11 protein-coding genes are annotated in these 22,701 nt (G+C 72.2%); 6 read left to right on the forward strand and 5 right to left on the reverse strand.

Annotation, left to right across the window (positions count from 1 at the left end; translation table 11 throughout):
- Positions 1–30: 30 nt before the first annotated feature.
- The 3 genes from ACZ4V6_RS30125 (at position 31) to ACZ4V6_RS30135 (ending at position 4,521) form a co-directional block, all read left to right on the forward strand.
- Positions 31–858: a thioesterase II family protein gene (locus ACZ4V6_RS30125; RefSeq protein ID WP_467833575.1), complete on the forward strand. Its 828-nt coding sequence runs from the start codon at positions 31–33 to the stop codon at positions 856–858.
- Positions 859–973: 115 nt separating this feature from the next.
- On the forward strand, positions 974–2,770 hold the full coding sequence (locus ACZ4V6_RS30130) for a non-ribosomal peptide synthetase (protein WP_467833576.1): 1,797 nt from the start codon (positions 974–976) through the stop codon (positions 2,768–2,770).
- Positions 2,767–4,521 carry an NAD(P)/FAD-dependent oxidoreductase gene (locus ACZ4V6_RS30135; protein ID WP_467833578.1) on the forward strand — a complete coding sequence of 585 codons (1,755 nt, stop codon included), beginning with the start codon at positions 2,767–2,769 and terminating at the stop codon, positions 4,519–4,521. Before ACZ4V6_RS30130 ends, ACZ4V6_RS30135 begins: the two co-directional genes overlap by 4 nt.
- Before the next feature lie 56 nt (positions 4,522–4,577).
- Here ACZ4V6_RS30135 and ACZ4V6_RS30140 read toward each other — a convergent pair whose 3' ends face one another.
- The gene (locus ACZ4V6_RS30140; protein WP_467833579.1) at positions 4,578–5,891 is read right to left on the reverse strand and encodes a cation:proton antiporter; all 1,314 of its coding nucleotides are present in this window, start codon (positions 5,889–5,891) and stop codon (positions 4,578–4,580) included.
- A 415-nt stretch (positions 5,892–6,306) separates the two neighbouring features.
- On the opposite strand from ACZ4V6_RS30140, the gene rsgA reads away from it, so the two are divergent.
- Together rsgA and ACZ4V6_RS30150 are read left to right on the forward strand one after the other, a co-directional pair.
- Positions 6,307–7,431, forward strand: coding sequence for a ribosome small subunit-dependent GTPase A (gene rsgA / locus ACZ4V6_RS30145; RefSeq protein WP_467833581.1), 1,125 nt, complete (start codon positions 6,307–6,309; stop codon positions 7,429–7,431).
- A gap of 176 nt (positions 7,432–7,607) precedes the next feature.
- On the forward strand, positions 7,608–10,058 hold the full coding sequence (locus ACZ4V6_RS30150; RefSeq protein WP_467833583.1) for a non-ribosomal peptide synthetase: 2,451 nt from the start codon (positions 7,608–7,610) through the stop codon (positions 10,056–10,058).
- A 215-nt stretch (positions 10,059–10,273) separates the two neighbouring features.
- On the opposite strand, the gene gntD is transcribed toward ACZ4V6_RS30150, so the two are convergent.
- From gntD to ACZ4V6_RS30165, 3 genes are read right to left on the reverse strand one after another with little or no spacing between them, the layout of a single operon-like run.
- The gene (gene gntD / locus ACZ4V6_RS30155) at positions 10,274–11,317 is read right to left on the reverse strand and encodes a guanitoxin biosynthesis L-enduracididine beta-hydroxylase GntD (RefSeq protein ID WP_467833584.1); all 1,044 of its coding nucleotides are present in this window, start codon (positions 11,315–11,317) and stop codon (positions 10,274–10,276) included.
- Positions 11,318–11,358: 41 nt separating this feature from the next.
- Positions 11,359–13,035, reverse strand: a complete 1,677-nt coding sequence (locus ACZ4V6_RS30160) for a condensation domain-containing protein (protein ID WP_467833586.1) — start codon at positions 13,033–13,035, stop codon at positions 11,359–11,361.
- Positions 13,025–20,026, reverse strand: a complete 7,002-nt coding sequence (locus tag ACZ4V6_RS30165) for an amino acid adenylation domain-containing protein (RefSeq protein ID WP_467833588.1) — start codon at positions 20,024–20,026, stop codon at positions 13,025–13,027. Before ACZ4V6_RS30165 ends, ACZ4V6_RS30160 begins: the two co-directional genes overlap by 11 nt.
- Before the next feature lie 274 nt (positions 20,027–20,300).
- On the opposite strand from ACZ4V6_RS30165, the gene ACZ4V6_RS30170 reads away from it, so the two are divergent.
- On the forward strand, positions 20,301–21,134 hold the full coding sequence (locus tag ACZ4V6_RS30170; RefSeq protein WP_467833589.1) for a putative nonproteinogenic amino acid hydroxylase: 834 nt from the start codon (positions 20,301–20,303) through the stop codon (positions 21,132–21,134).
- Here the strand turns inward: ACZ4V6_RS30170 and ACZ4V6_RS30175 are convergent.
- Positions 21,110–22,675 (reverse strand): amino acid adenylation domain-containing protein, encoded by a 1,566-nt coding sequence (locus ACZ4V6_RS30175; RefSeq protein ID WP_467833591.1) that lies wholly within the window; start codon positions 22,673–22,675, stop codon positions 21,110–21,112. The two genes, ACZ4V6_RS30170 and ACZ4V6_RS30175, sit on opposite strands and share 25 nt — an antisense overlap.
- Positions 22,676–22,701: the final 26 nt, after the last annotated feature.

Consider the following 22,701-nt stretch of genomic DNA (forward strand, 5'->3'; position numbering starts at 1 on the left):
CCCGTCATAGAACCTCCTGGTGGTGCGTACATGCAGAGCAACGCCGGGCAGGGCGGCGCGTCGCTGCGCCGCTTGGGCCCGCCGCCCTCGCCTTCGACGTCGACTTCGGATCCGAGCACACCCGACACCGACCCCGTCACGCTGGTCTGCTTCCCGTGCGCAGGCGGTGGAGCGACCGGCTTCGCCCTCTGGCGGCGTCTGCTCCCCGAACGCCTCGTGCTCTACGGCCACGTGGGTCCCGGTCGTGAGGAGCGCGGGGGTCAGGCGCCGCTGTCGTCCGTGGACGAGCTGATCGCCGACGTGCTGCCGGACGTCCTCGCGCTCCCGGACCCCCTGGTCCTGGTCGGGCACAGCTTCGGTGCCTTCCTGGCCTACGAACTGACGCACCGACTCACGCGGGCCGGCCGGCCGCCGCTGCGCCTCGTCGTCCTCGCTGCGGTCGCGCCGGGGGCGACGACCCTGGAGCCGCCCGGCGACGACCACGAAATCGAAGTGCTCTGGAAGCGGCTCGGTGCGAACACCGCGGGCCTGAGCCGGCCCGGTTATCGCGAGTGGCTCTTCCCGGTGCTGCGCGCGGACTTCACCGCGCAGGCGGCCTACCGCCCGCCGAGCGCGCGCTCACACGTCACCACACCGGTCACGGTGATGTACGGCGACGAGGATCCGGTGGTCACTGCCGACGAGGCGGCGAATTGGAGGGCGCTGTGCGCGGGGCCGTTCGACATCGTGCCCATGCCGGGAGGGCACTTCTTTCCGCAGACGGCACGGGACGAAACGACCGGTGCAATCGTCCGAACTCTGGAGCGCGGGGGCCGGACGACCGCCGAAACGGTCTTTCACGGCCGTCCCTTTCGGTAGGTGTCCGGCCGTGAAATGACCTCACAGAAAGGCTAATCGGCCCCCTTGATCATCCGATCGGCGGCGGCTAGGCTACCCGAGTTCAGAATTCGAGTGCTTTTCCTCAGGGGGATGTTTGCCGACGAACCGAGACAACCCGAAGACCCTGACTTCCCTTTTCGAGGAACGCGTACGGGCGGCTCCTGAAAACATCGCCTTGGAATTCGAAGGTGAATTACTGACCTACGGCGAACTGAATCGCAAGGTCAACAGGCTGGCCCACCATCTGCGCGACAACTGCGGAATACGCCCCGATGACCGGGTGGCCATCCTGGTCCGGCGGCCCCCGGACATGATCGTCGCCATGCTCGCCGCCCTCAAGGCCGGAGGCGCCTATGTCCCTCTGGACCCCGACAACCCGCCCGGCGTGACACAGCGGATCATCGACGACGTGGCACCCGCGGCCGTGGTGATCGAGTCGTCGACGGCCGCGGGCGCGGTGTTCTTCGGCGGCGAACTGTTCGTGCTCGACGTGATGGGCCCGCATCTGGCCACACCGGAGTCCGACCCGGCTCCGGCGGCCACGCCCACCGACCTCGCGTACGTGATGTACACATCGGGCACGACCGGCGCCCCCAAGGGCATCGCCGTCGAGCATCGTTCGATCGTCAACACGTTGACCTGGCGCAACGCCTACTACGGTTTCGGCCCCGACGACGTGACCCTGGCGATGCCGCGGCCGTCGTTCGACAGCGCCGTCGCGGACACCTTCTGCGCCCTCACCTCCGGCGCACGCCTGCTCCTGCCGCGCCGGGACCGGATCACCGACCGGTCGTACCTCACCGGCCTGATGGAACACCGCGGTGTCTCCCACTTCCTGATCACGCCCGCGCTGTACCGGCGCCTCCTGGGCGGGATGGTCGCGCGGCGGCTGACGTCCCTGCGCAGCGTCACGATCGCGGGGGAGTGGTTCACGACGAAGGTGACCCAGGAGCACTTCCTCCGGCTTCCCGACGTGCGTCTCTACAACGAGTACGGCCCCGCGGAGAACGCCGTCTGCTCCACGGTGCACGCCCTCGCGGCCACCGACGAGTGCGTGCTCATCGGCAAGCCGATCGACAACACCGAGGCGTTCGTCCTGGACGAGGCCGGCGCCCCCGTGGCCCCCGGCGGTATCGGCGAGCTCCACCTCGCCGGAGCGGGCCTGGCCCGCGGCTACCTCGGCAACCCGGAGCTGACCGCGGAACGGTTCTTCACGCCGGCCACGGCGCCGGCCGCGGGCAAACGCCTCTACCGCACCGGGGACATCGTCCGGCAGCTGGAGGGCGGTGACCTGCAGTTCGTCGAGCGGCGGGACGGGCAGGTCAAGATCCGCGGCCGCCGCGTGGAACTGGGCCATGTCGCCCAGGTCCTCTCGAAGGGGGACGGAGTGCGTCACGTCCACCTCCTGCGCCGTGACACGGATGCCGGCACACCGCTCCTGATCGCTTTCGTGGAGGGGCCCGCTGCCCAAGACGTCCACCGGCTGCGGGCCTTCGCCCAGGACAACCTGCCCGGTTACATGGTTCCTTCGGCGATCGTCCCGGTCGACTCCCTGCCGCTCACCGCTCACGGCAAGGTCGACGAGGCGGCGCTGAGCCTCCGCTACGAGGAGTCCGTCGGCCGCACCGGTCCCGGCCCCGAGCCTGCGACCCGGGTGGAAGCCGTCCTCCTGGAGATCTGGCAGAAGCTCTTCGCCCCCCACCGCATCGACCTCGACGACGACTTCTTCGACCTCGGCGGCGACTCCCTCAGCGTGATGGACCTGGTCGCGGGGGTCGAGGAGCGGCTCGGCGTCCAGCTGGACAACTCGGCTGTCTACACGGACCGGACGATCCGGAGTCTGGCCCGAACCATCGAGAACCGACACAGCGACAAGGCGGGTACATCGTGAGCGGACAACGCGGTACGGAATCCATGTTCACCGGTGTCGACCACGACGTGGTCATCGCGGGCGGCGGACTGGCCGGCCTCTGCCTGGCCAAGCAGCTCAAGGACGCGTACCCGTCGCTCTCGGTCCTCGTGTGCGAGCGTGAGCGCTCACCGATCCCGCTGTCGGCGTTCAAGGTCGGCGAGTCGTCGGTCGAGGTGGGCGCGTACTACTTCGACACCGTCATCGGCCTGCGCGACTACCTCGACGAACACCAGCTGGAGAAGCTGGGCCTGCGCTACTTCTACGGGGACGGCGAAGGGCTGCACCAGGAGACGGAGTTCGGCGTCAACCGGTTCCTGCCCGCGAAGTCCTACCAGCTCAACCGCGGCTCCCTGGAGGAACACCTCAGGGTGGTGGCCCAGGACGCCGGAGCCGTACTGACGCAGGGCGTCAAGGTCCTCGACATCGAACTCGGTGAGCAGGACGCACCGCACCGGGTCGTCTACCGGCCCGACGGCGACGGCGAGGGCGAGCCCACCGGCGTCACCTGCCGCTGGGTGGTCGACGCGACCGGGCGGCACCGGCTGCTGCAGCGCAAGCTCGGCCTCACCAAGCGTTACCCCAAGCCGCACAACTCGGTCTGGTTCCGCCTCGGGGGCCGGCTCGACACCGACGAGGCGGTCGGCGCCGAGCACATCGACTGGCACGACCGGATCACCGAGCCACGATGGCACTCCACCAACCACTTCATGTTCAAGGGAGGGTGGGTCTGGGCGATCCCGCTCGCTCCCGACCACACCAGCGTGGGCATCGTCGTCTCCGACGACCTGCACCCCGTGACGAAGTTCAACCGCATCGAGAAGGCCATCGACTTCGTGGTCGAGCGTGTCCCGGGCTTCGCCCCGGCCATCCACGAGCTGCCCGTCCTGGACTTCCGCGTGCTGAAGAACTACAGCCACTCCTCGCACCAGGTGTTCTCGCAGGACCGCTGGGCGTGCGTCGGTGACGCCGGAGTCTTCGCCGACCCGTACTACTCGGTCGGTTCCAACCTGATCGGCTACGCGAACAGCTTCGTGACCGAGATGGTCGGACGCGACACGAAGGACGCCTTCGACGAGGGCTTCGTGCGCTACGCCAACCGCTGGTTCCTCTCGCTCGCCGAGGGGCTCACCAACAACATCCAGGGCTCGTACGTCTTCCACGACAACCCCGTGATCATGTCGCTGAAGACGATCTGGGACTACTACGTCGGATGGTCCTTCTCCGACCCGCAGTTCTACGGGAAGACCTTCCTGGACGAGTCGGCGAGCACGACGCTCAGCTCCCTCGGGGCGCACGCGATCGCGACCCAGGGGAACATCATGAACCTCTTCCAGAGCTGGGCCCGCGCCTATCGCGGTGCCTTCGAGTTCGACTACATCGACTACTTCGACGACGTGCCGACGCTCGCCCGGCTCTTCGTGCAGAACCTGCCCGGCGCGGGGACGCCCGACTACGGCACGGTCCTCACGAGCGTGCGCGACGGCCTGGAGCGCATCGAGGAACTGGCCCACGTCATCTTCTACCTCGCTCTGGAGGACGCGCTGCCCGAGCGCCTGGAGGAGGTCAGGTCCCGTGGCTGGCTCAACGTCGCGGTACTGAGCCTGGAGCCGGAGCGCTGGGAGAAGGACGGGCTCTTCGCACCGAAGAGCCGGCCGCGCCTGGACCAGGTCAAGGCCCTGGAGGAGGAGATGCGGGCGCTGTACCGCACTCGGCGGTCCGTGCGGGCGTGACGCACGGCAGCAGGGGCGGAGGGGTCATCCCCTCCGCCCCTTCGCGCTGCCCCGCGTCAGGCCGGCTTGTGCCCGGCGCCCACGGTCTTCCCGGCGCCGCCCGGGACACCGCCGGCCTCCTGGTCCCCGGCCGTGCCGCCCTTGGTCCGGATCCTCTGCACCAGGACCAGCAACGGCTGGGTCAGCAGTGTGGTGGCGATGGCCATCAGGACCAGCACGGTGTAGAGCGGACCGCTCAGCAGACCGGCCTCGTGACCCGCGTTGAGAGCGATCAGCTCGGTCAGACCGCGGGTGCTGAGCAGGACCCCGATCGTCATCGACGTCCGGTTGTCCAGCCCGGACATCCGGGCCGCCAGCGCGCCGGGCACCACCTTGACGAGGACCGCGAGCACCGTGACCGCCAGGAGTACGGCGATCGCGGTGCCGTCCAGCGATCCGATGGAGACGCTCCGGCCCGAGACCACGAAGAAGAACGGCAGCAGCAGGGACCCGATGCTGTCCAGCGAGCGCACGAGGTCCGGGCTGAGCGTGCCGTCCGGTTCCCGCGGCGTCACCACTCCGGCGAGCAGCGCGCCGAAGATGACGTGCAGTCCGAGGGCGCTGGTCGCCCAGGCCGCGGCGAACGCGAACCCGGCCAGCACCGAGAGGCGGGCCGCCGAGGACACGCCGGTCGAGCGTACGAGGCGGCGCAGCAGCAGGCGCGCGGGCCAGACCATCACCGCGACCAGCGCGGCGAGCAGGAGCAGACGGACCGGGAGCGCCATGCCCGAACCGCCGCCGTCATCCATCAGGGTGCCCAGCAGGACCGACCAGCCCACCACGTCGATCAGACCGGCGGACGACACGGCGACGACGCCGGGCACGGTACCGGCCAGGCCGTTCTCCCGCACCACGACGATCAGCACCGGAACGGCCGTGATGGACAGGGAGACGGCCAGGAAGACCACGGACCGCGCCGACATGTCCTCGGGGAGCCCCAGCTCGTGCAGGGTCCCGTCGAAGAGCATCGCGGCGCCCGCGCCGAGCACCATCGGCACCAGGAAGCCGGCCAACGCGATGGACAGCGTGGACCGTGAGCGGCCGCGCAGCAGGCCCAGATCCAGCTCGTAGCCGACGAAGTAGAGGAAGAGGACGAGCGACACCTGGCCCAGGGCGGTCAGCATCGGCGCGATCTCGGCCGGGAAGAGCGTGTCGCCGACGGAGGGCGGGAGCTGGGACAGCAGGCTCGGTCCCAGGGCGATCCCGGCTGTCAGCTGGCCCACTATGGAGGGTTGTCCGAGTTTGCGTGCCAGCATGCCCGCTCCGTGGGCGGCCGTCAGGATGAGGGCGGTCGCGCCGATGAGATGGGTGATGGTCTCGTCCGGGCTCAAAGAAATCCCCCTGATATCGGTTGACGCAGGAGTCGAGTCGGGGTCGTGGGACGGGACGCCCGGTGGTCGTCGACGGATCGGGGCGCCCGCATTGATGTGGATGACTGCCCCCGGCGGAGTGGAACTCGACGCACGTGCAACGGGGATGACGGGCACACTATATCCGAGGATGATCTCCGGTCGAGTGAACTCGACTTCGTGAAGGAGAAGTTCAAGCCGTTCACCGTCGGGGGGTGTTGCGGGTCGTCCGGCGCTGCCGTAGCGTCGGCGGCATTGAATGTCCGGTGCGTCGGAGTCGGCCAAGGCCGGGGCGGCCATTTGTCATCGCCATTGCGGCGTCCCTGCAAAGTGGCCCACCCCTCCGTCCGCTTGCCCAGCCGCCGATGTAATCCCGACGTGCGACCACCCGACCGAAATGCCTCTTGAAGGGCTCTCCGCGTTGCGTCATTCATCTTCTTCGGCCGATTCGAACTACCCGCGGCCGCTGGAGGCCTACGGATGGTCCCCTGAGCTCGACGACCACTTCACGTCCGTGGCGGACGCCTCGTGGGTGCCGGGCAGGATCGTCCGCGTCGACCGCGGCCGCTGCGACGTCGTGATCGCCGACGGCGACCGTGAGGTGACCGTGGTGCACGCCGACACCGGCCCGGTGTCGGACCCCGACCCGATGAAGGCGCCGTGCACGGGCGACTGGGCGGCAGTCTCGGTCGGCGCCGCCGGCGCCTACGTCCAGGCACTGTTGCCGCGGCGCACGGCCATGGTCCGCTCGAGTGCCTCCCAGCGTTCGGAGGGTCAGGTGCTCGCCGCCAACGTCGACACCGTCGGCGTCGTCGTGGCACTCGACACCGAGCCGGACCTCGGCAGGATCGAACGGTTCCTCGCCCTCGCCTGGGAGAGTGGCGCCCAACCCCTGATGATCCTCACCAAGTCGGACCTCGCGGAGAACGCGGAGGCCGTCCGCGAGACGGTCGAGCAGGCCTCGCCCGGAGTCGACGTGCTGGTCGTCAGTGCCACCACCGACGACGGGATGGACATCCTCTCGGCCCTCCTGACCGGGACGAGCGTCCTCGTCGGCCAGTCGGGCGCCGGCAAGTCCACCATCGCCAACGTGCTGCTCGGCCGGTCCACGATGGAAACCCGGCAGACCCGCCGCGACGGCAAGGGCCGCCACACCACGACGACCCGCGAGCTGATGCCGCTGCCCGGCGGGGGCGTGCTCATCGACACCCCCGGTATCCGCGGCGTCGGCATGTATGACGCCACCGAGGGTCTGCAGCAGACGTTCTCGGAGATCGAGGAGCTCGCCGAGGAATGCAGGTTCCGCGACTGCGAGCACGTCGCCGAGCCCGGCTGCGCGGTGATCGAGGCCATCGAGGACGGCATGCTGCCTCAGCGCCGCCTGGACAGCTACCGCAAACTGATCCGTGAGAACGAGTGGATCGCCTCGCGCAGCGACGCGCGCCTGCGTCAGGAACGCCTCAAGGCCCTGAAGGCGCACGGCAAGGAGGGCATGGCCAACATGCACGCCAAGCGCGGCTGACGCGCTGCGGGAATCCCGGGCGTCCCCGTGAGGGGACGCCCGCACGCGCCCGTCCCGGCGTGGACAGCGGATCACGGCGGACGCGTCACGAGACCCACGGCGGCGCGCCGCGCGCCGAACGCCGCCGTGCCGAAAGACAGTTGTCCTGATCGATCCCAGAGCAAGGGAAAGCGCCAGTGACGTCTGACTCTGCCGTGTCCGCCACCACGATCCGCCCGCGACGCCGGGGCGCCTCGCAGCCCGCGCGGGCCCATGCCAGGCTCCCGCTCGCCACCGGTGCCTCCGACGGCCTCGCCAGGGTGTCCGGCGGGCGCCCCTTGGAGGAACTGGTCGCCCTCACCGCGGCGAGCGCAGTGGTGGTCGGCCTGGCGGAACACACCGAGGAGCCCACGGTGGCCGTGTCGGGACCGGCCGGCCCGGTGCTGTGCCGCGTCGGTCCGGCCGCGCTGCCCACCGTCGCCCACCTGGTCCGAGCCGTCGATGCCGAACTGCGCTCGGCCCCCGCCCCGGCCGACGTGCCGGCGGCCCTCGCCGGAGCGCTTCTGGTCCGTTCCGGCAGGGTCGGAGAGACCTCCCTGGAACGGTCGTCCGAGTGGGACGCCATTGAACTGACCCTGACTGCTCCCGCCGCCGACGGCAGCCGTGAACTCGTCGCCGAAGCCGGCCCGGAGCGCGCCGAGGCGTGGTTCCTGGAGATCCTCCTGCGGTCCGTCTCCCAGACGCTGGCCGGCTTCACCGAGCCGCACGGCGCCGTCGCGGACCTGGCACCGGGCGTCCCGGCCGACATCGCGACGGCGATCGAATTCGGCCGCAGGACCTTCGCGCCGGACGGGGCCGCCACGACGCTCGTCGCACCGATAGAGGAGGCGGTCCGCGCCCATGCGGACCGACCGGCGGTCGTCGCGGGCTCCGACACCCTCACGTACCGGGAGTTCTGGCAGGCCACCCGGGAGGTGGCCGCCCGACTGCACGCGTCGGGCGTCGGACGGGGCGACCGCGTCGCGGTACTCACCGGCAAGTCGGTCCACGCCGTACCCGCGATCACCGGCACGCTTCTCGCCGGCGCGGCCTATGTGCCGCTCGACCCCCGCTCCCCGGCACCCCGGCTCGCCGAGATCCTCGACGACGCCGGGTGCTCGGCGGTGCTCGCCGCACCCGAGCTGCGCGCGGCACTGCCCGCCGGGCTCACCACCCCGGTCATCGACATCGGCGCCGCGGCCGTGGCCGGCGCCGCCGCGCCGGCCACGGCCGGGCCGGACCCGGACGATCTCGCGTACGTCGTCTACACGTCGGGCTCGACCGGCAAGCCCAAGGGGGTGGAGGTCCGCCACCGTGCCATCGCGAGCTATGTGCGGTGGAAGGTGGTCAACCACCGGTTCGACACCGGCACCCGCCTGCTGCAGCTTCCATCGCTGGCCTTCGACAGCTCGGTGGCCGACCTCTTCCCGGTGCTCGCCTCCGGCGGCCGGCTCGTCCTCGCGGACACCCACAAGCTGCTGCCGCGCCAGCTCGCCGAACTGGCCGAGCAGCACCGCGTCACCCACCTGACGACCGTCCCCAGCCTGTACCGGGTGCTCCTCGACGACCTCGCGGGTGCCGCCGGCTCGCTCCACGCCGTCACCGTCGCGGGCGAGGCCACCACGGCCGACCTGGTGCGGCGGCACCACGAACGGCTGCCCGGCGTCCGGCTCATCAACGAGTACGGCCCGACCGAGAACTCGGTGGGCGCCACCGCCTTCGACCACCGCACGGACGCCGGACCCGGCCTGCCGATCGGCCACGTCATACCCAACACGGTCGCCACCGTGACCGGCGCCGACGGCCGTGCCCTGCCGGTCGGCTTCGTCGGCGAGCTGAGACTGGCGGGCCATGGCCTGGCCGACGGATACCGCAACCGCCCGGACCTGACCGCCGAGGCGTTCGTCGCCGACACCGAGGTGCCCGGCGGACGCAGCTACCGCACGGGCGACCTGGTGTGGTGGCGGCCGGACGGCATGCTCGAGTTCGCCGGGCGGGCCGACGACCAGGTGAAGATCCGTGGCCACCGCGTGGAGCCGGGCGAGGTGGAGAGCGTGCTGGCGCTGCTCCCGGGGGTCTCGCAGGCGGCGGTCGCCGTGGTGCCGGGCCCCGACGGAGCCCCGTCGCTCGCGGCATGGCTGACCGCCACGGACACCACGGTGGAGGAGGTCAGGGCCGGTGCCGCCGCCGCGCTGCCGCCCCCGATGGTGCCCAGCTCGCTCACCCTGATCGACGACCTGCCCCGGATGGTCAGCGGGAAGATCGACCGGGGGGCGCTGGTACGGCTCGCCGGGACGGCGGCGCCCGCGCAGCAGGACGACGGGCCGGTCACCGGACCCCCCGCCCCGGCGGCGTGCGCCGACGACGACGTGTCACTGACGGTCGCGGCCGTCTTCGAGGAGGTGCTCGCCGCCGGGCCCGTCGACTGGGACGCCGACTTCTTCGACGAGGGCGGCCACAGCCTGCTGGCCATCTCCGTCCTGGACGCCATCGAGAAGCGACTGGGGGTCGCTGTGGACCTCGACGACTTCTTCCGCACGCCCACGATCCGCGCGGTCACCGAGCTCGTCCGCGAAGCGGCGACGGCCCCCGGGGGAGTGACCCGCTGAGGAGCGCACACGACGGTGGCCCCGGTCCGCTCGGGACCGGGGCCACCGTCGTGTTGCCGTGACGGCTCTCGCGCCAGCGTCCCCACCTGGGCCGTCGCAGGCGGGTGAGGGGGACGGCCGGACCCGCACGACAGGCCCGGCCGTCCGCACCGCACTCCCCGCCGCACCCCCGGCAGCCGCCGGCGAGGCCAGGACCCGCGGGCCGGCAAGTACGGCTAGCCGATGAGGCGGGAGCCGGACGAGCGGCGCATGGCACCGGACTTGCGCAGATCGTGCGTGACGTTGACGCGCTTCAGCCAGCGGTCCGTTCCGTCGTAGCGCGCCTGGAAGGCGGTACGGCTGTGAACCACCCGGTGGTTGTTCATGAAGACGCAACTGCCCGGCTCGAGCGCGCAGTCGGTGAGGCTGGCGTCCAGCAGCTCGGCGACGGCCGTGAAGGCCCGCACGGCCTCGGCGTCCTCCGGCGGCGCCGACATGTGCGTCGCGTCGAAGCACAGCAGCGGGCGGGACCGTGAGCCGGACAGCACCGGCACCAGGCCGAGACCGTCGACGAGCCGCGCGATGCTCTCGAACACCCGCCGGTCCTCCTCGGTGCGCACGGTGTTGTTCTCCGGCAGATGCGAGGTGTCGGGGATGATGCGGAAGCGGCTCTGGAACAGCACGTCGAGGATGTCGTCGGGCAGCACCGAGAAGTCCGCCTCGGCCACGGTCACCGGCACGGAGTCCGGGTTGCGCAGCGACGACAGCAGGATGTAGTCGGCGCGGTAGGGGTGGAAGGCGTCCTCGGTGTGCAGGGTCAGCGGCGTCCTGCTGCCGGTGCCGAGCAGTGCGTGCTCGTACTCGCGTATCGGAAAGACGTCGTTGACCAGGTGCCCGTCCTGCTGGGTCGCCCAGCCGAACGGCTCGCCGAGCAGTGAACCGTAGAGCAGGACGAGGATCTCCTCGGGCAGTTCGTGGTGGATCCGCCCCTCGTCCTTCCAGTGCGCGGGGGTCGCGCCGATACGCTCGTCGTCCACGACGTGCCCGCTGACCGTGCAGAAGCCGCGCAGCTGGTCCAGGGCGAAGGCGCGCAGGAACCGCCGGACTCGTCCGGGCAGGTCGCCGGCGTGCAACGGCAGCTCCTGCAGGAGCCGTTCGTCGTCGGCAGCGGAATACTTCTCGGCCAGGCGCAGGGTCAGTTCGGACACCTGCCGGGCCTCGTCCGCGGTCAGCCGCAGCTCGGTCACGGTTCCGGTGTCGGGGATGAGGGACTCGGTCATGGTCGTTCTCCTCTGGTGCGGGACTCTGGTGCCCGGCCGGATCAGACGTCGAACTGGAAACCGCCGAAGGCTCGTTGTGCCGGCTCCGCTTCGGGGGCGGGTTCCGCGGGATCCCGCAGCAGGCGCGCCACCTCGTCGACGAGCCGCTGCACCATTCGCTCCGCCGTGTCGGGAGCGTAGCGCCGGGTGTCGTACTGGAGCACCAGCCTCATGCCGTCCGCGTGCTCCACGAACTGGAACGACAGCTCGAACATGCCGACGCGCAGCGGCGTCGGCCCACCGCTCAGGGCGATGCCGCCCGGCGGGCACGGGCCGGTGTCGATGTGCGGGTACAACGCCACCCAGACGTCGAAGAACGGCGTGCGCCCAGGGGGCCGGGGCGGGTCGAGCGCCGCCACGAGGGTGTCGAAGGCCACCTCGCTGTGGTCCACCGCGTCCGCGGTGCGCCGCGCGACGTGGTGGACCAGGTCGTCCGCGGACATCCCGTCCCCGACGTCGAGCCGCAGCGGGACCGTCGCGACGTGGAAGCCGACCGCGTCCTCGGCGCCGAGCAGCGCCCTGCGGTCCACGGGCGTGCCCAGGCAGATGTCCGTGCTGCCGGTGAGCCCTGCCAGGGTGCGCGCGACGGCGGCGGCGAGCGGCGCGAAGGGGCCGGCGTGATGTCGTCCGCCCAGGTGCGTCAGCCGGCGCAGGACGTCCGGGCCGATCTCCTGGGCGGCGATGGCGGTGGCCGCGCCCGCCGGTTCCGTGCGAGGGCCGCTCACCGGCAGGGGCAACGGCGCCGGGGGCGGCACGAGGACGCTCCGCCAGTAGGCGAGCGCGGCCTCGGGATCGGCCGGGCGCACCGCGGACGGCCCCTGGGGCACCGTGTCACCGTTCCGTCGGATGCCGCAGGACGACGGGTCCGCGTAGGCCGTCACGAGCTGTCTCGCGAGGATCTCCAGGCTGCGTCCGTCGCACACCAGATGGTCCGCGAGCAGCAGCAGGGACCAGCGCCCTGCGGTGCGAAGGAACAACGTGGCCCGGACGAGCGGACCCGTGGCCGGGTCGAACGGCACCGAGATCCGGTCGTCGACCAGCGCGTCGAGCCGTGCCTCGCCCAGTTGCCGCGCGCCCAGATCCACCACCTCGAAGGGCGGCTCGTCGTCGGTGAGCACCGCCCGCGGTTCGCCCCAGGCCTCGACGAAACGCGTCCGCAGCGCCGGATGGCGCCGGGCCAGGGCAGCCAGCGCGGCCGACAGCCGGCCGGGGTCGACGGGACCCTCGCCGTGCAGCAGGCAGGGCACGGTGTACGCGCCTGAATCGCCGTCGGCGCGCTGCCGCTCGAGCCACAGCCAGCGCGTGCTGTCGGCGACCGGGGCGCCCGGCAGCGAGGAGTCGGTCGCGGAGACGTCCGGCGGCGCGGCCGCGGGCGGATGCCCGGAAGCGGTGGTCCTCGCCGCGTCGGGGGAGAGCTCGGCCAGCCGGGCGGCGAGGAGCTGCGGGGTGGCCGCTTCGACGACGTCCCGTACGCGGACGCGCACGCCGAAGGACTGCTCCGCGGAGACGGCCAGGGCCAGCGCGGACAGGCTGTGCCCGCCGGCGAGGAAGAAGTCGGTGTCCGGGGTCACGTGGTCGAGTTCGAGCGCCTCGGCGAACAGTGCGCACAGGTGCCGCGTCGGGTCGGGGTCAGCACGGTGGCCCCCTGCCGGGCCCGTGCGGGCGGTGTCAGAAGTCATAGCGTGTGTCGCTCCAAACAGGGCCGGGCACCGACGGGTCATGGCTCGCGGACGGTGACGGGGGGCCGGGCGGCGCGGCGCGGCCGGTGGTCAGAGCGCGTAGCGCGTCGATGACGTGATCGACGTAGACCCCTGCCTCCGCGGCGTCGAGCAAGTGGTCGTCGTAGGTGAGGTCGAGGTGCAGCACGTCGCCCTTGACCTGGGCGTACAGCCACAGGTCGCTGGTGGCGGGCAGATGGTCGGCCAGCAGGTTCTCGACGATCTCGCTGTCGGCGCGCAGGCCCGCGTTCTCCCAGCTCACTCCCAGGTCGAGCAGCAGGCTGCGGCCCGGCCCGGCGCGCAGGGCAAGCCTTTCGGCCATGACGTCGAAGGGCAGCCGGGAGTGCTCGTACGCCTCGACGATCCCGCTCTGCACCTGGGGGAGGAGGTCCTTGCCGGTCACCGTGTCGTCGAAGGTGATCCGCAGCGGAACCGCGTTGACCAGGTAACCGATCACGTCGTCGGCCTCGGGCCGGTGCCGCAGGCCCGCGGCGAAGCCGATGACGAGGTCGGTGGCCCGCGTGTGCTGGTGCAGCGTGACCGAGAACGCGGTCACGACCTGCGCGAACGGCGTGGCGGTGGCGGCACTGAGCAGGGACGCGGGCATGGTCCGGCGGACCAGCCCCGTCCGGCCGCGGCGGTTGCGGCGGCGGGCGGGGTCCACGGGATCGGGGCCGTCGGTGACGCCAAGCAGCCGCTCCCGCCAGAACGCCACCTCGCGCTCGGCCTCGGGCCCGGCCAGCCACTCCTGCTCCTCGCGGATCCACTCCTGGTAGGTGTAGGCCAGCCGGGGCAGCGCGGGCGGTGCGCCCGCCATGACCTGGTCGTACGCGGTGAACAGGTCGCGCATCAGCACGTCGACGCTCGCGCCGTCGTAGATCAGGTGGTGGGCCGTGACGGTGAGCAGATCACCGCCGACGGGCCCCGCGAGCAGCCGCACCTCGAACAGCGGGGCCCGCTCCAGGTCGAAGCTGACCCGCCGGGCGTCCCGCAACGCGGCGGCCACCTCCGGGCCGGCGGGGTCCGCGCCGGGCAGTTCCACGACGACCAGCGGAGGCCCCTTCGGCAACCGGTCGAGAACGGTCAGTTCCGCCTCCGTGCCCCGGGGCAGGACCTGGGCGCGCAGCATGTCCTGCCGCGACACGACGGCCTCGAGGGCGGTGCGCAGCGCGTCTGCGTCGACCCGGCGGCCCAGCCGTACGAGATCGGAGATGAGGAAGGTGTCCGGCCCCGCCCAGCGCGAGGTCAGCCAGACGCGGCGCTGCGCGTGCGACAGCGGCAGGAACCCGCTCTGCGGGGCCGCGCCGGAGGCCGGGCGTCGCGAGCCGGTGCTTCCCTCCGGCCGGTCGGCCCGCCCGGTCCGCTCGGCGAGCGCTGCCGTGAGCGTCGCCACGGTCTGGTACCTGAAGACGGTGGCCACCTTGACGCCGAGAGCGTGCGCGATGCGCGCGGCCGCCAGACTGTGGCCGCCCAGCTCGAACAGGTTCGCCTCAGGGTCGGTGACCGGACGTTCGAGCACCTGCGCCCACACCTCGGCGACAGGCTGTTCGGCCGCGGTGAGGGGACGCGCCGGGGCCGGGGGGTCGACGGCGGCCAGAGCCTCCTCCGGAGAGGGCAACGCCCGCCGGTCGAGTTTGCCTCCCGCGGCCACGGGAAGCGCGGGCAGGTACACGAACGCGGCGGGCACCATGTACGCGGGCAGACGTCCGGCCAGGTGCCGGCGCAGCGCCGCCTGGTCCGCCTCGCCCACGACATAGGCGACGAGGCGGTGTTCGCCGTCCGGCCCCGGCACGGGAAGCACGGCGGCGGTGCGCAGGCCGGGGGCTTCGGCGAGGACCGCGGCCACCTCCCCCGGCTCCACCCGGTTGCCGCGGATCTTGAGCTGGTCGTCGGCCCGCCCCAGGAACTCCAGACGCCCGTCGGGCAGCCGGCGGGCAAGGTCGCCGGTCCGGTAGGCCCGTTCGCCGGGCCGGACCCGGCTCACCACGAAACGGGCGGCGGTCAGCTCCGGGTCGCCCAGGTACCCGCGGGCCAGGCCCGCCCCGCCGACGCAGAGTTCACCCGGAGCACCGAGCGGCACCAGCTCGCCGTGCGCGTCGACCAGGTCCACCCACTTGCCGGGCAGCGGACGACCGATCGAGGCGTCGCCGGACGCGGTCCCGGGCCCGGACGCGGGGAACACCTGCTCCACGGTGGTCAGCACGCTGTCCTCGGCGGGGCCGTACTCGTTGAACAGCCGCACACCGGGCAGGAGATCGGCGTGCCGGGCGACCAGTGCGCGGGTCACCCGCTCGCCGCCGAGCACGACCTCGCGGACCGAGCGGAACGCCGGTCCGACCTCGTCGAGCAGCACCTGGTAGAGGCTCGGCACGAGGAGCACGTGCCGGATCGGGTGGCGGCGGACGACCGCGGCGACATCGGCCGGGGTGAGCAGTTCGTCGCGGGTGACGATCACCATGGGCGCGCCCGATCCGAGCGCGCTGAACACGTCGACGATGCCCGCGTCGGCATGGATCGGGTCGACCTGGAGGACGGCGCCCTCGGCGTCGAGTCCGTAGTGCCCGATACGGAACAGCACGGAGTTGACGATGCTGCCGTGCTCGACCATCACGCCCTTCGGCGTTCCGGTGGAACCGGAGGTGTAGACGACGTACGCGAGGTCGGCGGGGCCCGCGACAGGTGGTTTCCCGTCTGGTTCCGGGGCCGGTTCCGGCGTGGCCCCGTCGCCGAGGACCACCGTGGGCAGGCCCGCCTCCTCCGCCGTGCCGGCGAATCGCGCCGCCGTCACGGCGGCCACCGCGCCGCTGTCCCCGAGTACGGCGGCGAGCCGCGCCGGCGACTGCTGCGGATCGAGGGGCAGGAACGCCGAACCCGTCTTGAGCACGGCGAGCAGCGCCACCGGCATCCACTCGGAGCGGTCGCTGAGCACCGCGACGACGCGGTCGGGCCCGGTCGGCGCGGCGGCCGCGATCCGGGCGGCCAGGGCCTCGGCCCGGTGGTCGAGCTCGCGGTAGGTCAGGACGCGGTCCCCGCAGACGACCGCCCGGCCGGTGGGCGCGCGCCGTACCTGGGCGAGAACGACGTCGAGCAGGGTGCCCGCCGTGTCCGGGGCGGGCAGTGCCGGTCCCGTGCCCGCCGCGACGAGCGCGTCGCGCTGGTCGGCGGGGAGCGCCGGGACCGCGCCGACGGGTGCCGAGGCGTCGGCCACGAGGGCGGACAGCAGGTGGACGAACTGTGCGGCGATCCGCTCCGCGGTCGCCGCGTCGAAGACGTCCTCGCGACAGGTGACGGCCACCTCGATCGGGCGGCCGGGGCCGGGCTCGGTGAAACTGAGTGCGAGGTCGAAGCCTTCCGCGCCGCTGTCCAGCCGGATGTGCTCGGCCGCCGGGCCCTCTTCGGTGCCCAGCGGGTCGGTGCCGGAGACGGCGGCCTCGACCAGCACGTCGAAGAGGGGGTTGCGCCCGGTGAACCGCTCGACCCCCAGCGTCTCCACGAGGGTCTCGAAGGGGAAGTCCTCGTGGGCACGCACCTCTCGGGCGTGCTCCGCCACCGCTGTCACCAGGTCGGCGAAACCACGCTCGGGATCGACCGCGGTGCGCAGGGCCACCGTGTTGACGAACAGCCCGACCGAGTCGGCCAGTTCGGGCCGGTCGCGGCCCGAGACGACGGTGCCGAGCACCACGTCGTCGGCCCCGCTCCAGCGCAGCAGCAGGACTCGGACGGCGGCGACCATCGCCGTGAAGGAGGTGGTGCCGAGGTCCCGGCACAGGTGCTGTACGGCCAGGCTGGTCCTCACGCCGACCGTGCGGCGGGCCGTGGTCGCGGCCGAACTGCGTTCCGCGGGGCGGGTGCGGTCCAGCGGCAGGTCCGTGCCGGGCGCGCCGTCCAGGGCGCGCCGCCAGAACGCGATGGTCTCCGGGGCGTCCGGGAGACCGTGCCGCGCGAGGGCGTACTCGCCGTACTGCACGGGTTCCGGCAGCTCAGGGGCGCCCTTCAGGAACCGCTGGAGGTCGCGCAGGATCACGGCGAACGACCAGCCGTCGCAGACGCTGTGATGGACGGAGAGGAGGAGCGTGCCGCCGGAGCCGGAGCCGGAGCCGGAGCCCTCGCCCGTGGCTGAGTCCTCGGCGAGCCAGTGGGCGCGCAGCAGGGGTCCTTCGGCGGGGTCGAAGACGTGGCGCTGCTCCGCCGCGGCGATCCGCCGCAGGGCTGCGTCCGCACCCTCGGGCCCGACCCGGTGGACCCGGAGTCCGGGCCGGGCGTGGTCGGGCGTGCGCACGACCTGCCGCAGACCGTCGGGTTCCGGGCGGAACACGGTGCGCAGGGCCTGGTGGCGCCGGACCACTCGCTCCAGCGCGGTCGCGACGTCGGCCGCCGTGAAGGAGCCGGGCAGCCGGAACGCCTCCACCATGTTGTACGGGCGCAGTTCACCGCACTCGTACTGCTCGAGGAACCACATCCGGCGCTGGGCGTTGGACGCGTGCACCGGGCCCGGGGTCTCGGGCCAGGAGGCCTGCCGGGCGAGGGCGGCCGGCACCCCGTCCGCGGCGCGGCGCAGCAGAGCGCACAGGCCCTCGGGGGTACGGGCGGTGAACACGTCGCGGACGGTGATGCCACCGCCGCCGGCGGCCCGGCCGAGCCGGCCCGCGAGGACTGCGGCGGTGAGGCTGTGGCCGCCCGCGGCGAAGAGGTCCTGGTCCCCGGCGCTCGGCGGTACGCCCAGCACGTCGGCCCAGATGCGGGCGACGGTCCGCCCGGTCTCGTCGGTCGGCTGCCAGACCTCTGCGTCCCGGCCCGCCAGTTGCGCGAGGAGGGCCACGCGGTCGATCTTGCCGTGCAGCGTGACGGGCAGCTCGTCCAGGCGCAGGACGCGGCCCGGGACCATGTACTCGGGCAGCCCGAGCCGCAGCCGGCTGCGCACGGCGTCCGGTTCGACGTCCTGGTCCGAGGTGTAGACGGCCGCGAGCGCGGGCGGCCCCGAGGAGCCGTTGAGGGGCAGGACCGTGGCGGCGACGACCCCGGGAACGGCACCGAGGGCGGCCTCCACCTCGCCGAGTTCCACCCGGTTGCCGTGGATCTGGATCTGGTTGTCGCGGCGGCCCAGGAAGACCAGCTCGCCCTGGTGGTTCCAGCGGCCGAAGTCGCCGGTGCGGAAGACCCGGACGCCGGGGTGCGCGGGCAGTTCGACGAACCGGCCCGGTCCGGTCGGCTCGTCGTCGAGGTAGCCGCGGGCCACGCCGGGGCCCAGCACGTGGATCTCACCGGGGACGCCGGGCGGCGCGTGGTCCCCGTGCGGGGTCAGGACCAGGACGCCGAAGCCCTCGGAGGGCCTGCCGACCGGGACCGTGGTCAGCTCGGGGAAGGCCGATCCCGGGCAGGTGAAGGTGGCCGCCTCGATGGTGGCCTCGGTGGGCCCGTACAGATTGGCGAAGGTGCCCACGCGCAGCCGGTCCGCCAGCCGGGGCAGCAGCCCCGCCGGGATCTCGTCGCCGCCGAGCAGCAGGATGCGGACGTCCTCGGCGGCACCCGGGGGCAGGCCCTCGGCCATCACGGCGAGCAGGGAGGGCACGCAGTTGAGGACGTTCACGCGCAGGCGCCGCGTCGTGGCCCAGAACTCCGCGGGCGAGAGCGCCTGCGGGTTGCCCATGGGCACGACGCAGCCGCCGGCCGCGAGGGTGGTGAACACCTGGTACGTCAGGGCGTCCGAGGTCACCGCCGAGAGCAGGGCGCACCGGACGTCCTCGTCGAACCCGACGAGCCGCCCCGAGGCGAGCGTCTTGTACGCGAGTTGGCGGTGGGTGAGGGCGACGGGGCGCGGAAGTCCGGTGGATCCCGAGGTGAAGAAGAGGATGGCCTCGTCGTCGGGGCCGGGCGGGGTCGTGACGGCGTCGCCGGCGTCGGGGGCGGCGGCGAGCGTCTGCGGCAGGAGCACCGGGAGGTCCACGTCATCGGGGAGTCCGGTGGACGCGGAGAGGACGCACGAGGCCCCGCTCAGACGCAGCTGGCGGGCGACCCGCGCCGGCGGGTGCGAAGGGTCGAGGGGGACGATCGAGGCGCCCGTGCGCAGCACCGCCAGGATGGCCAGGACCAGGTCCGGTCCCTTGGGCAGCAGCAGCGCGGCCCGACGGCCCGGACCCAGCCCGTGGTCCCGGGCGAGGGCACGGGCGGCGTGCTCCGAGCGCACGGCGAGTTCGCGGTGGCTCCAGGACACGGCGCCGTCGGCGACCGCCTCGCGGTCCGGGAAGCGGGCCGCGGCGGCGTCGACGATCCCGGTGAGGGTGGCCGCGGGGAAGGCGGATGGGACCGGCAGGCCCGACCACCGGTCCAACTCGGCGCGCTGCGCGGGGCCGAGGACGCCGAGGGTGCCGGCCGGCTGCCGGGGAGCGTGGGCGAGGCTCGCGAGGGCCGCCGCCGTGCAGCGTACGAGGGCCGTCGCGGCCACCGGCGGTTCGCCGTCCGCCTCGGCGGCCAGCACCAACCGGTCGCCGCGGCGGCGCAGGGTGAGGCACAGGTCGACGGGGCCGAGGAGCTTGCCGTCCGCCTCTTCGCAGATGACGCCGAGCCGGGAGAGGGCACGGCCCGCGGGCAGTCCGGCGAGCCGCAGGCGCGTGGCGACCGTCTCCCGGTCGGGCCAGGCGAGGGGCAGCGCGGATTCGAGTTCGGTGTGCAGCGCCGTCAGGAAGGCGGCGGCGGGTGCCTCGCGGTCGAGAGGGGCGCAGAGGGCGAGTTCCCGCGGTGCGGTGTCCGCCCCGGCGGTGTCGCCGATCCCGCGTGCGGGGGCCGGTACCAGGATGATGTGCCGGGACGTGTCGTCGAGAGCGGCCAGGGCGAGCCGTGCCGCGGCGACGGTCAGCAGCAGCAGGCCGGTCGCGTCGCCTCCCGCCAGGGCGTCGAGCTGCTTGGTGTCCGCGGGCTCGATGGGGCACTCCGGGATGCCGCTCGCCGGGGACACGACGTCGAGGAAGGGAACTCCGCGGCCGGCCGCCAACCGGGGGAGCCAGGATTCACTCAGTGCTTCGCCAATCAGCATTTCTCGGGCTCACCCAATCCATCGAAGATTCTGACGAACATGATGGCACCGTGAGATTCTGTGCAAGAGAAATAGATCTTGTCAATCCCCGGTCCGGGGCGCAAAATCGATCATTGCCCTTCCAACTGACAGCCGTTACGATTGCCGATCATCGGCGTCCGGTGCCCTGTGCACCCATCAATTGACGGGATCCTGCATGCTCAAGTCGCAAAGGCTCGCCACGCTTCCGATCGACTCCTACGATTTGAGTGAAGAGCTGTCGATCATCGACTCGAACGATGCCGGAGGTGAATACGACGCGTTTACCTTCGGATCCTGGTCGGCGCATGTCCTTGCCAATTCCGGGGGAAGCGACAAGGACACCTCGTTCCGACCCTACGAGGGACAGCTTACCCAGACTGAGCTGGGGCGGAAGCTTCCCGGGATCATGTCGATCGTCACCGACAACTTCCCGCTCGAAAGGCTGCAGTGGGTTCGTGTGTTCAGCCTCGGTGATGGAATTCTCGCACCACACGTCGATTTCCTCGAATTCTCCGAGCCGGGTACACGGCTTCAGATTCCGCTGCGCACGGACGAGGATTCCCTGCACTCCGAGGAAGACATCGTCTATCACCTCCGGCGTGGTGAGGTGTGGAAAATACACACGACTGTTCCGCACTCGGCCCGGAGTATCTCTCCTCTGCCCAGGCTTTCACTGTGTCTCGATTTCTCAGGAGTCGACGAGCCGATCGAGATCAGGAACTCGATTCCGGCCGAGCTGCCCGTCCGTATCATCGAGCGCCCGCCTATCTCGGACGCCGAGGTGGAGGAGCTGCTGTCCTCGGCCGAATTGACCTCGGCCACCCTGCGCGCCGCCTTCCGGCGCTTCGCGGCAGTCCACTTCACGCGGCAGGCCCACGCCACGGCGGCTTTCGACTGGTTCGTCGAGGCCGCCGCACGCACCGGGGACGGCGCGCTGGTCGACAAGGCCAGGGCGTTCCGTACGTACTGCATCGAGAAGCGTGGTTACCGCGAGGCGTTCGAGTGGTGAGGGACGAGGGACAGGGGCTGCGCCCCGGGGCCGGGCAGGACCTTGCGGTCCAGCTTTCCGTTGGGTGACACCGGCAGGCCGTCCGCGAGCCACCAGCGCACCGGCACCATGTAGTCGGGCAGCACGGCGAGCAGCGCGCGGCGCACTTCCGGGGCCGGCGGAGGATCACCGGTGAGCACCGCGTGCAGCTCCACCGCCCCGTCGGCCCGCACCACCGGGAACGCCGCCGCGTCCCGCACCCCCGGAAAGTCCGTGAGGTGCGCCTCCACCTCGCGGGGTTCCACCGCGTTGCCCCGGATCTTGATCAGGTCGTCCATCCGGCCCAGCAGTTGCAGGGTCTGGTCCGCCCGCCAGACCCCGCGGTCGCGGGTGCGGTACAGGCGGGCGCCGGGGCGGAACGGGTCGGGCACGAACGCGGTACGGCTCAGCTCGCTGTCCGTGTAGCCGATGGCCACGCCCACGCCGCCGATGAAGATCTCGCCCACGTCCCCGTCCGGAACGGGCTTGCCCCGCTCGTCCAGCAGGTAGACGTAGGTGTTCCACACCAAGGACCCGACCGGTGGCCGCGGTTCCAGGTTGCCGGACGCACCGCTCACCGAGTGGCTGGCCACCATGTGGTTCTCGGCGGGGCCGTAGTGGTTGTGCAGGGTGATCTCCGGCCGGCGGGTGAGGAGCTCCTCCAGGGCCCCGGTCACCCGTACCGTCTCGCCCGCGCTGATGATGTGGCGCAGATGCGTCGCGTGCGCGAAGTTCGTCGGCAGCGACATGACCACGTCGATGAGCGACTGCGGGAAGTCCACGACCTCGATGCGCTCGTCCACCACGTAGTCGATCAGGTCCCGCGGATCGCGCCGTACCTGCGGCTCCGGCACGTACAGGCACCCGCCCGACGCAAGGGTGTAGAAGATCTCCTGCACCGAGACGTCGAACGTGAGGGGAGCCACCTGGAGGACCCGGCGCCCGCGTCCGAGACCGGAGCCATCCACCTGCCAGGAGACGAAGTTGGCCAGGCAGCGGTGCGTCTGGACGATGCCTTTGGGCACGCCGGTGGACCCCGACGAGAAGATGACGTACGCGGGATCCTCCGGCGCCGGCCGGGCGCGGACGCCGGACGCGGCGGAAGCGCCCCCCGGATCCGGCGCCACCAGCTCCGCGAGACCCGTCGTCCGCGCCGCCCGCGAGCCGGCGCCCGCCACCCTGGCGTCGGCCGTCACCAGCAGCGCCGCGCTGCTCGCGCGCAGGATCTGCGCGACACGCTCGGGCGGGTAGGTCGTGTCCACCGGCAGGTATGCGGCTCCGGCGCGCAGCGTGCCCAGGAGCGCCGCGGTGAAGTCGCCCCCCGCCTGCGCGGCGATGAGCACGACGTCACCGCGGCCGATCCCGAGTTCCCGCACGAGCCGGCCCGCGACGGTGTCCGCGAGCCGGTCCAGTTCCGCGTACGTCACCATGCGGCCCGGCTCGCGGACCGCGGGGGCCTGCGGATGCGCGGCCACCTCACGGTCGATCAGCTCCAGCACCGTGGTGACACCGATGTCAACCACCGGCCCCGCGTGTCCCGGCGGCGTCA

Source organism: Streptomyces sp. NPDC029152 (assembly GCF_055564355.1).

Coding starts and splice junctions, on each gene's coding strand:
- ACZ4V6_RS30125 (WP_467833575.1), top strand. CDS start 31: ATGCAGAGCAACGCCGGGCAGGGCGGCGCGTCGCTGCGCCGCTTGGGC.
- rsgA (WP_467833581.1), top strand. CDS start 6,307: ATGCCTCTTGAAGGGCTCTCCGCGTTGCGTCATTCATCTTCTTCGGCC.
- gntD (WP_467833584.1), bottom strand. CDS start 11,317: ATGACCGAGTCCCTCATCCCCGACACCGGAACCGTGACCGAGCTGCGG.
- ACZ4V6_RS30160 (WP_467833586.1), bottom strand. CDS start 13,035: ATGACTTCTGACACCGCCCGCACGGGCCCGGCAGGGGGCCACCGTGCT.
- ACZ4V6_RS30170 (WP_467833589.1), top strand. CDS start 20,301: ATGCTCAAGTCGCAAAGGCTCGCCACGCTTCCGATCGACTCCTACGAT.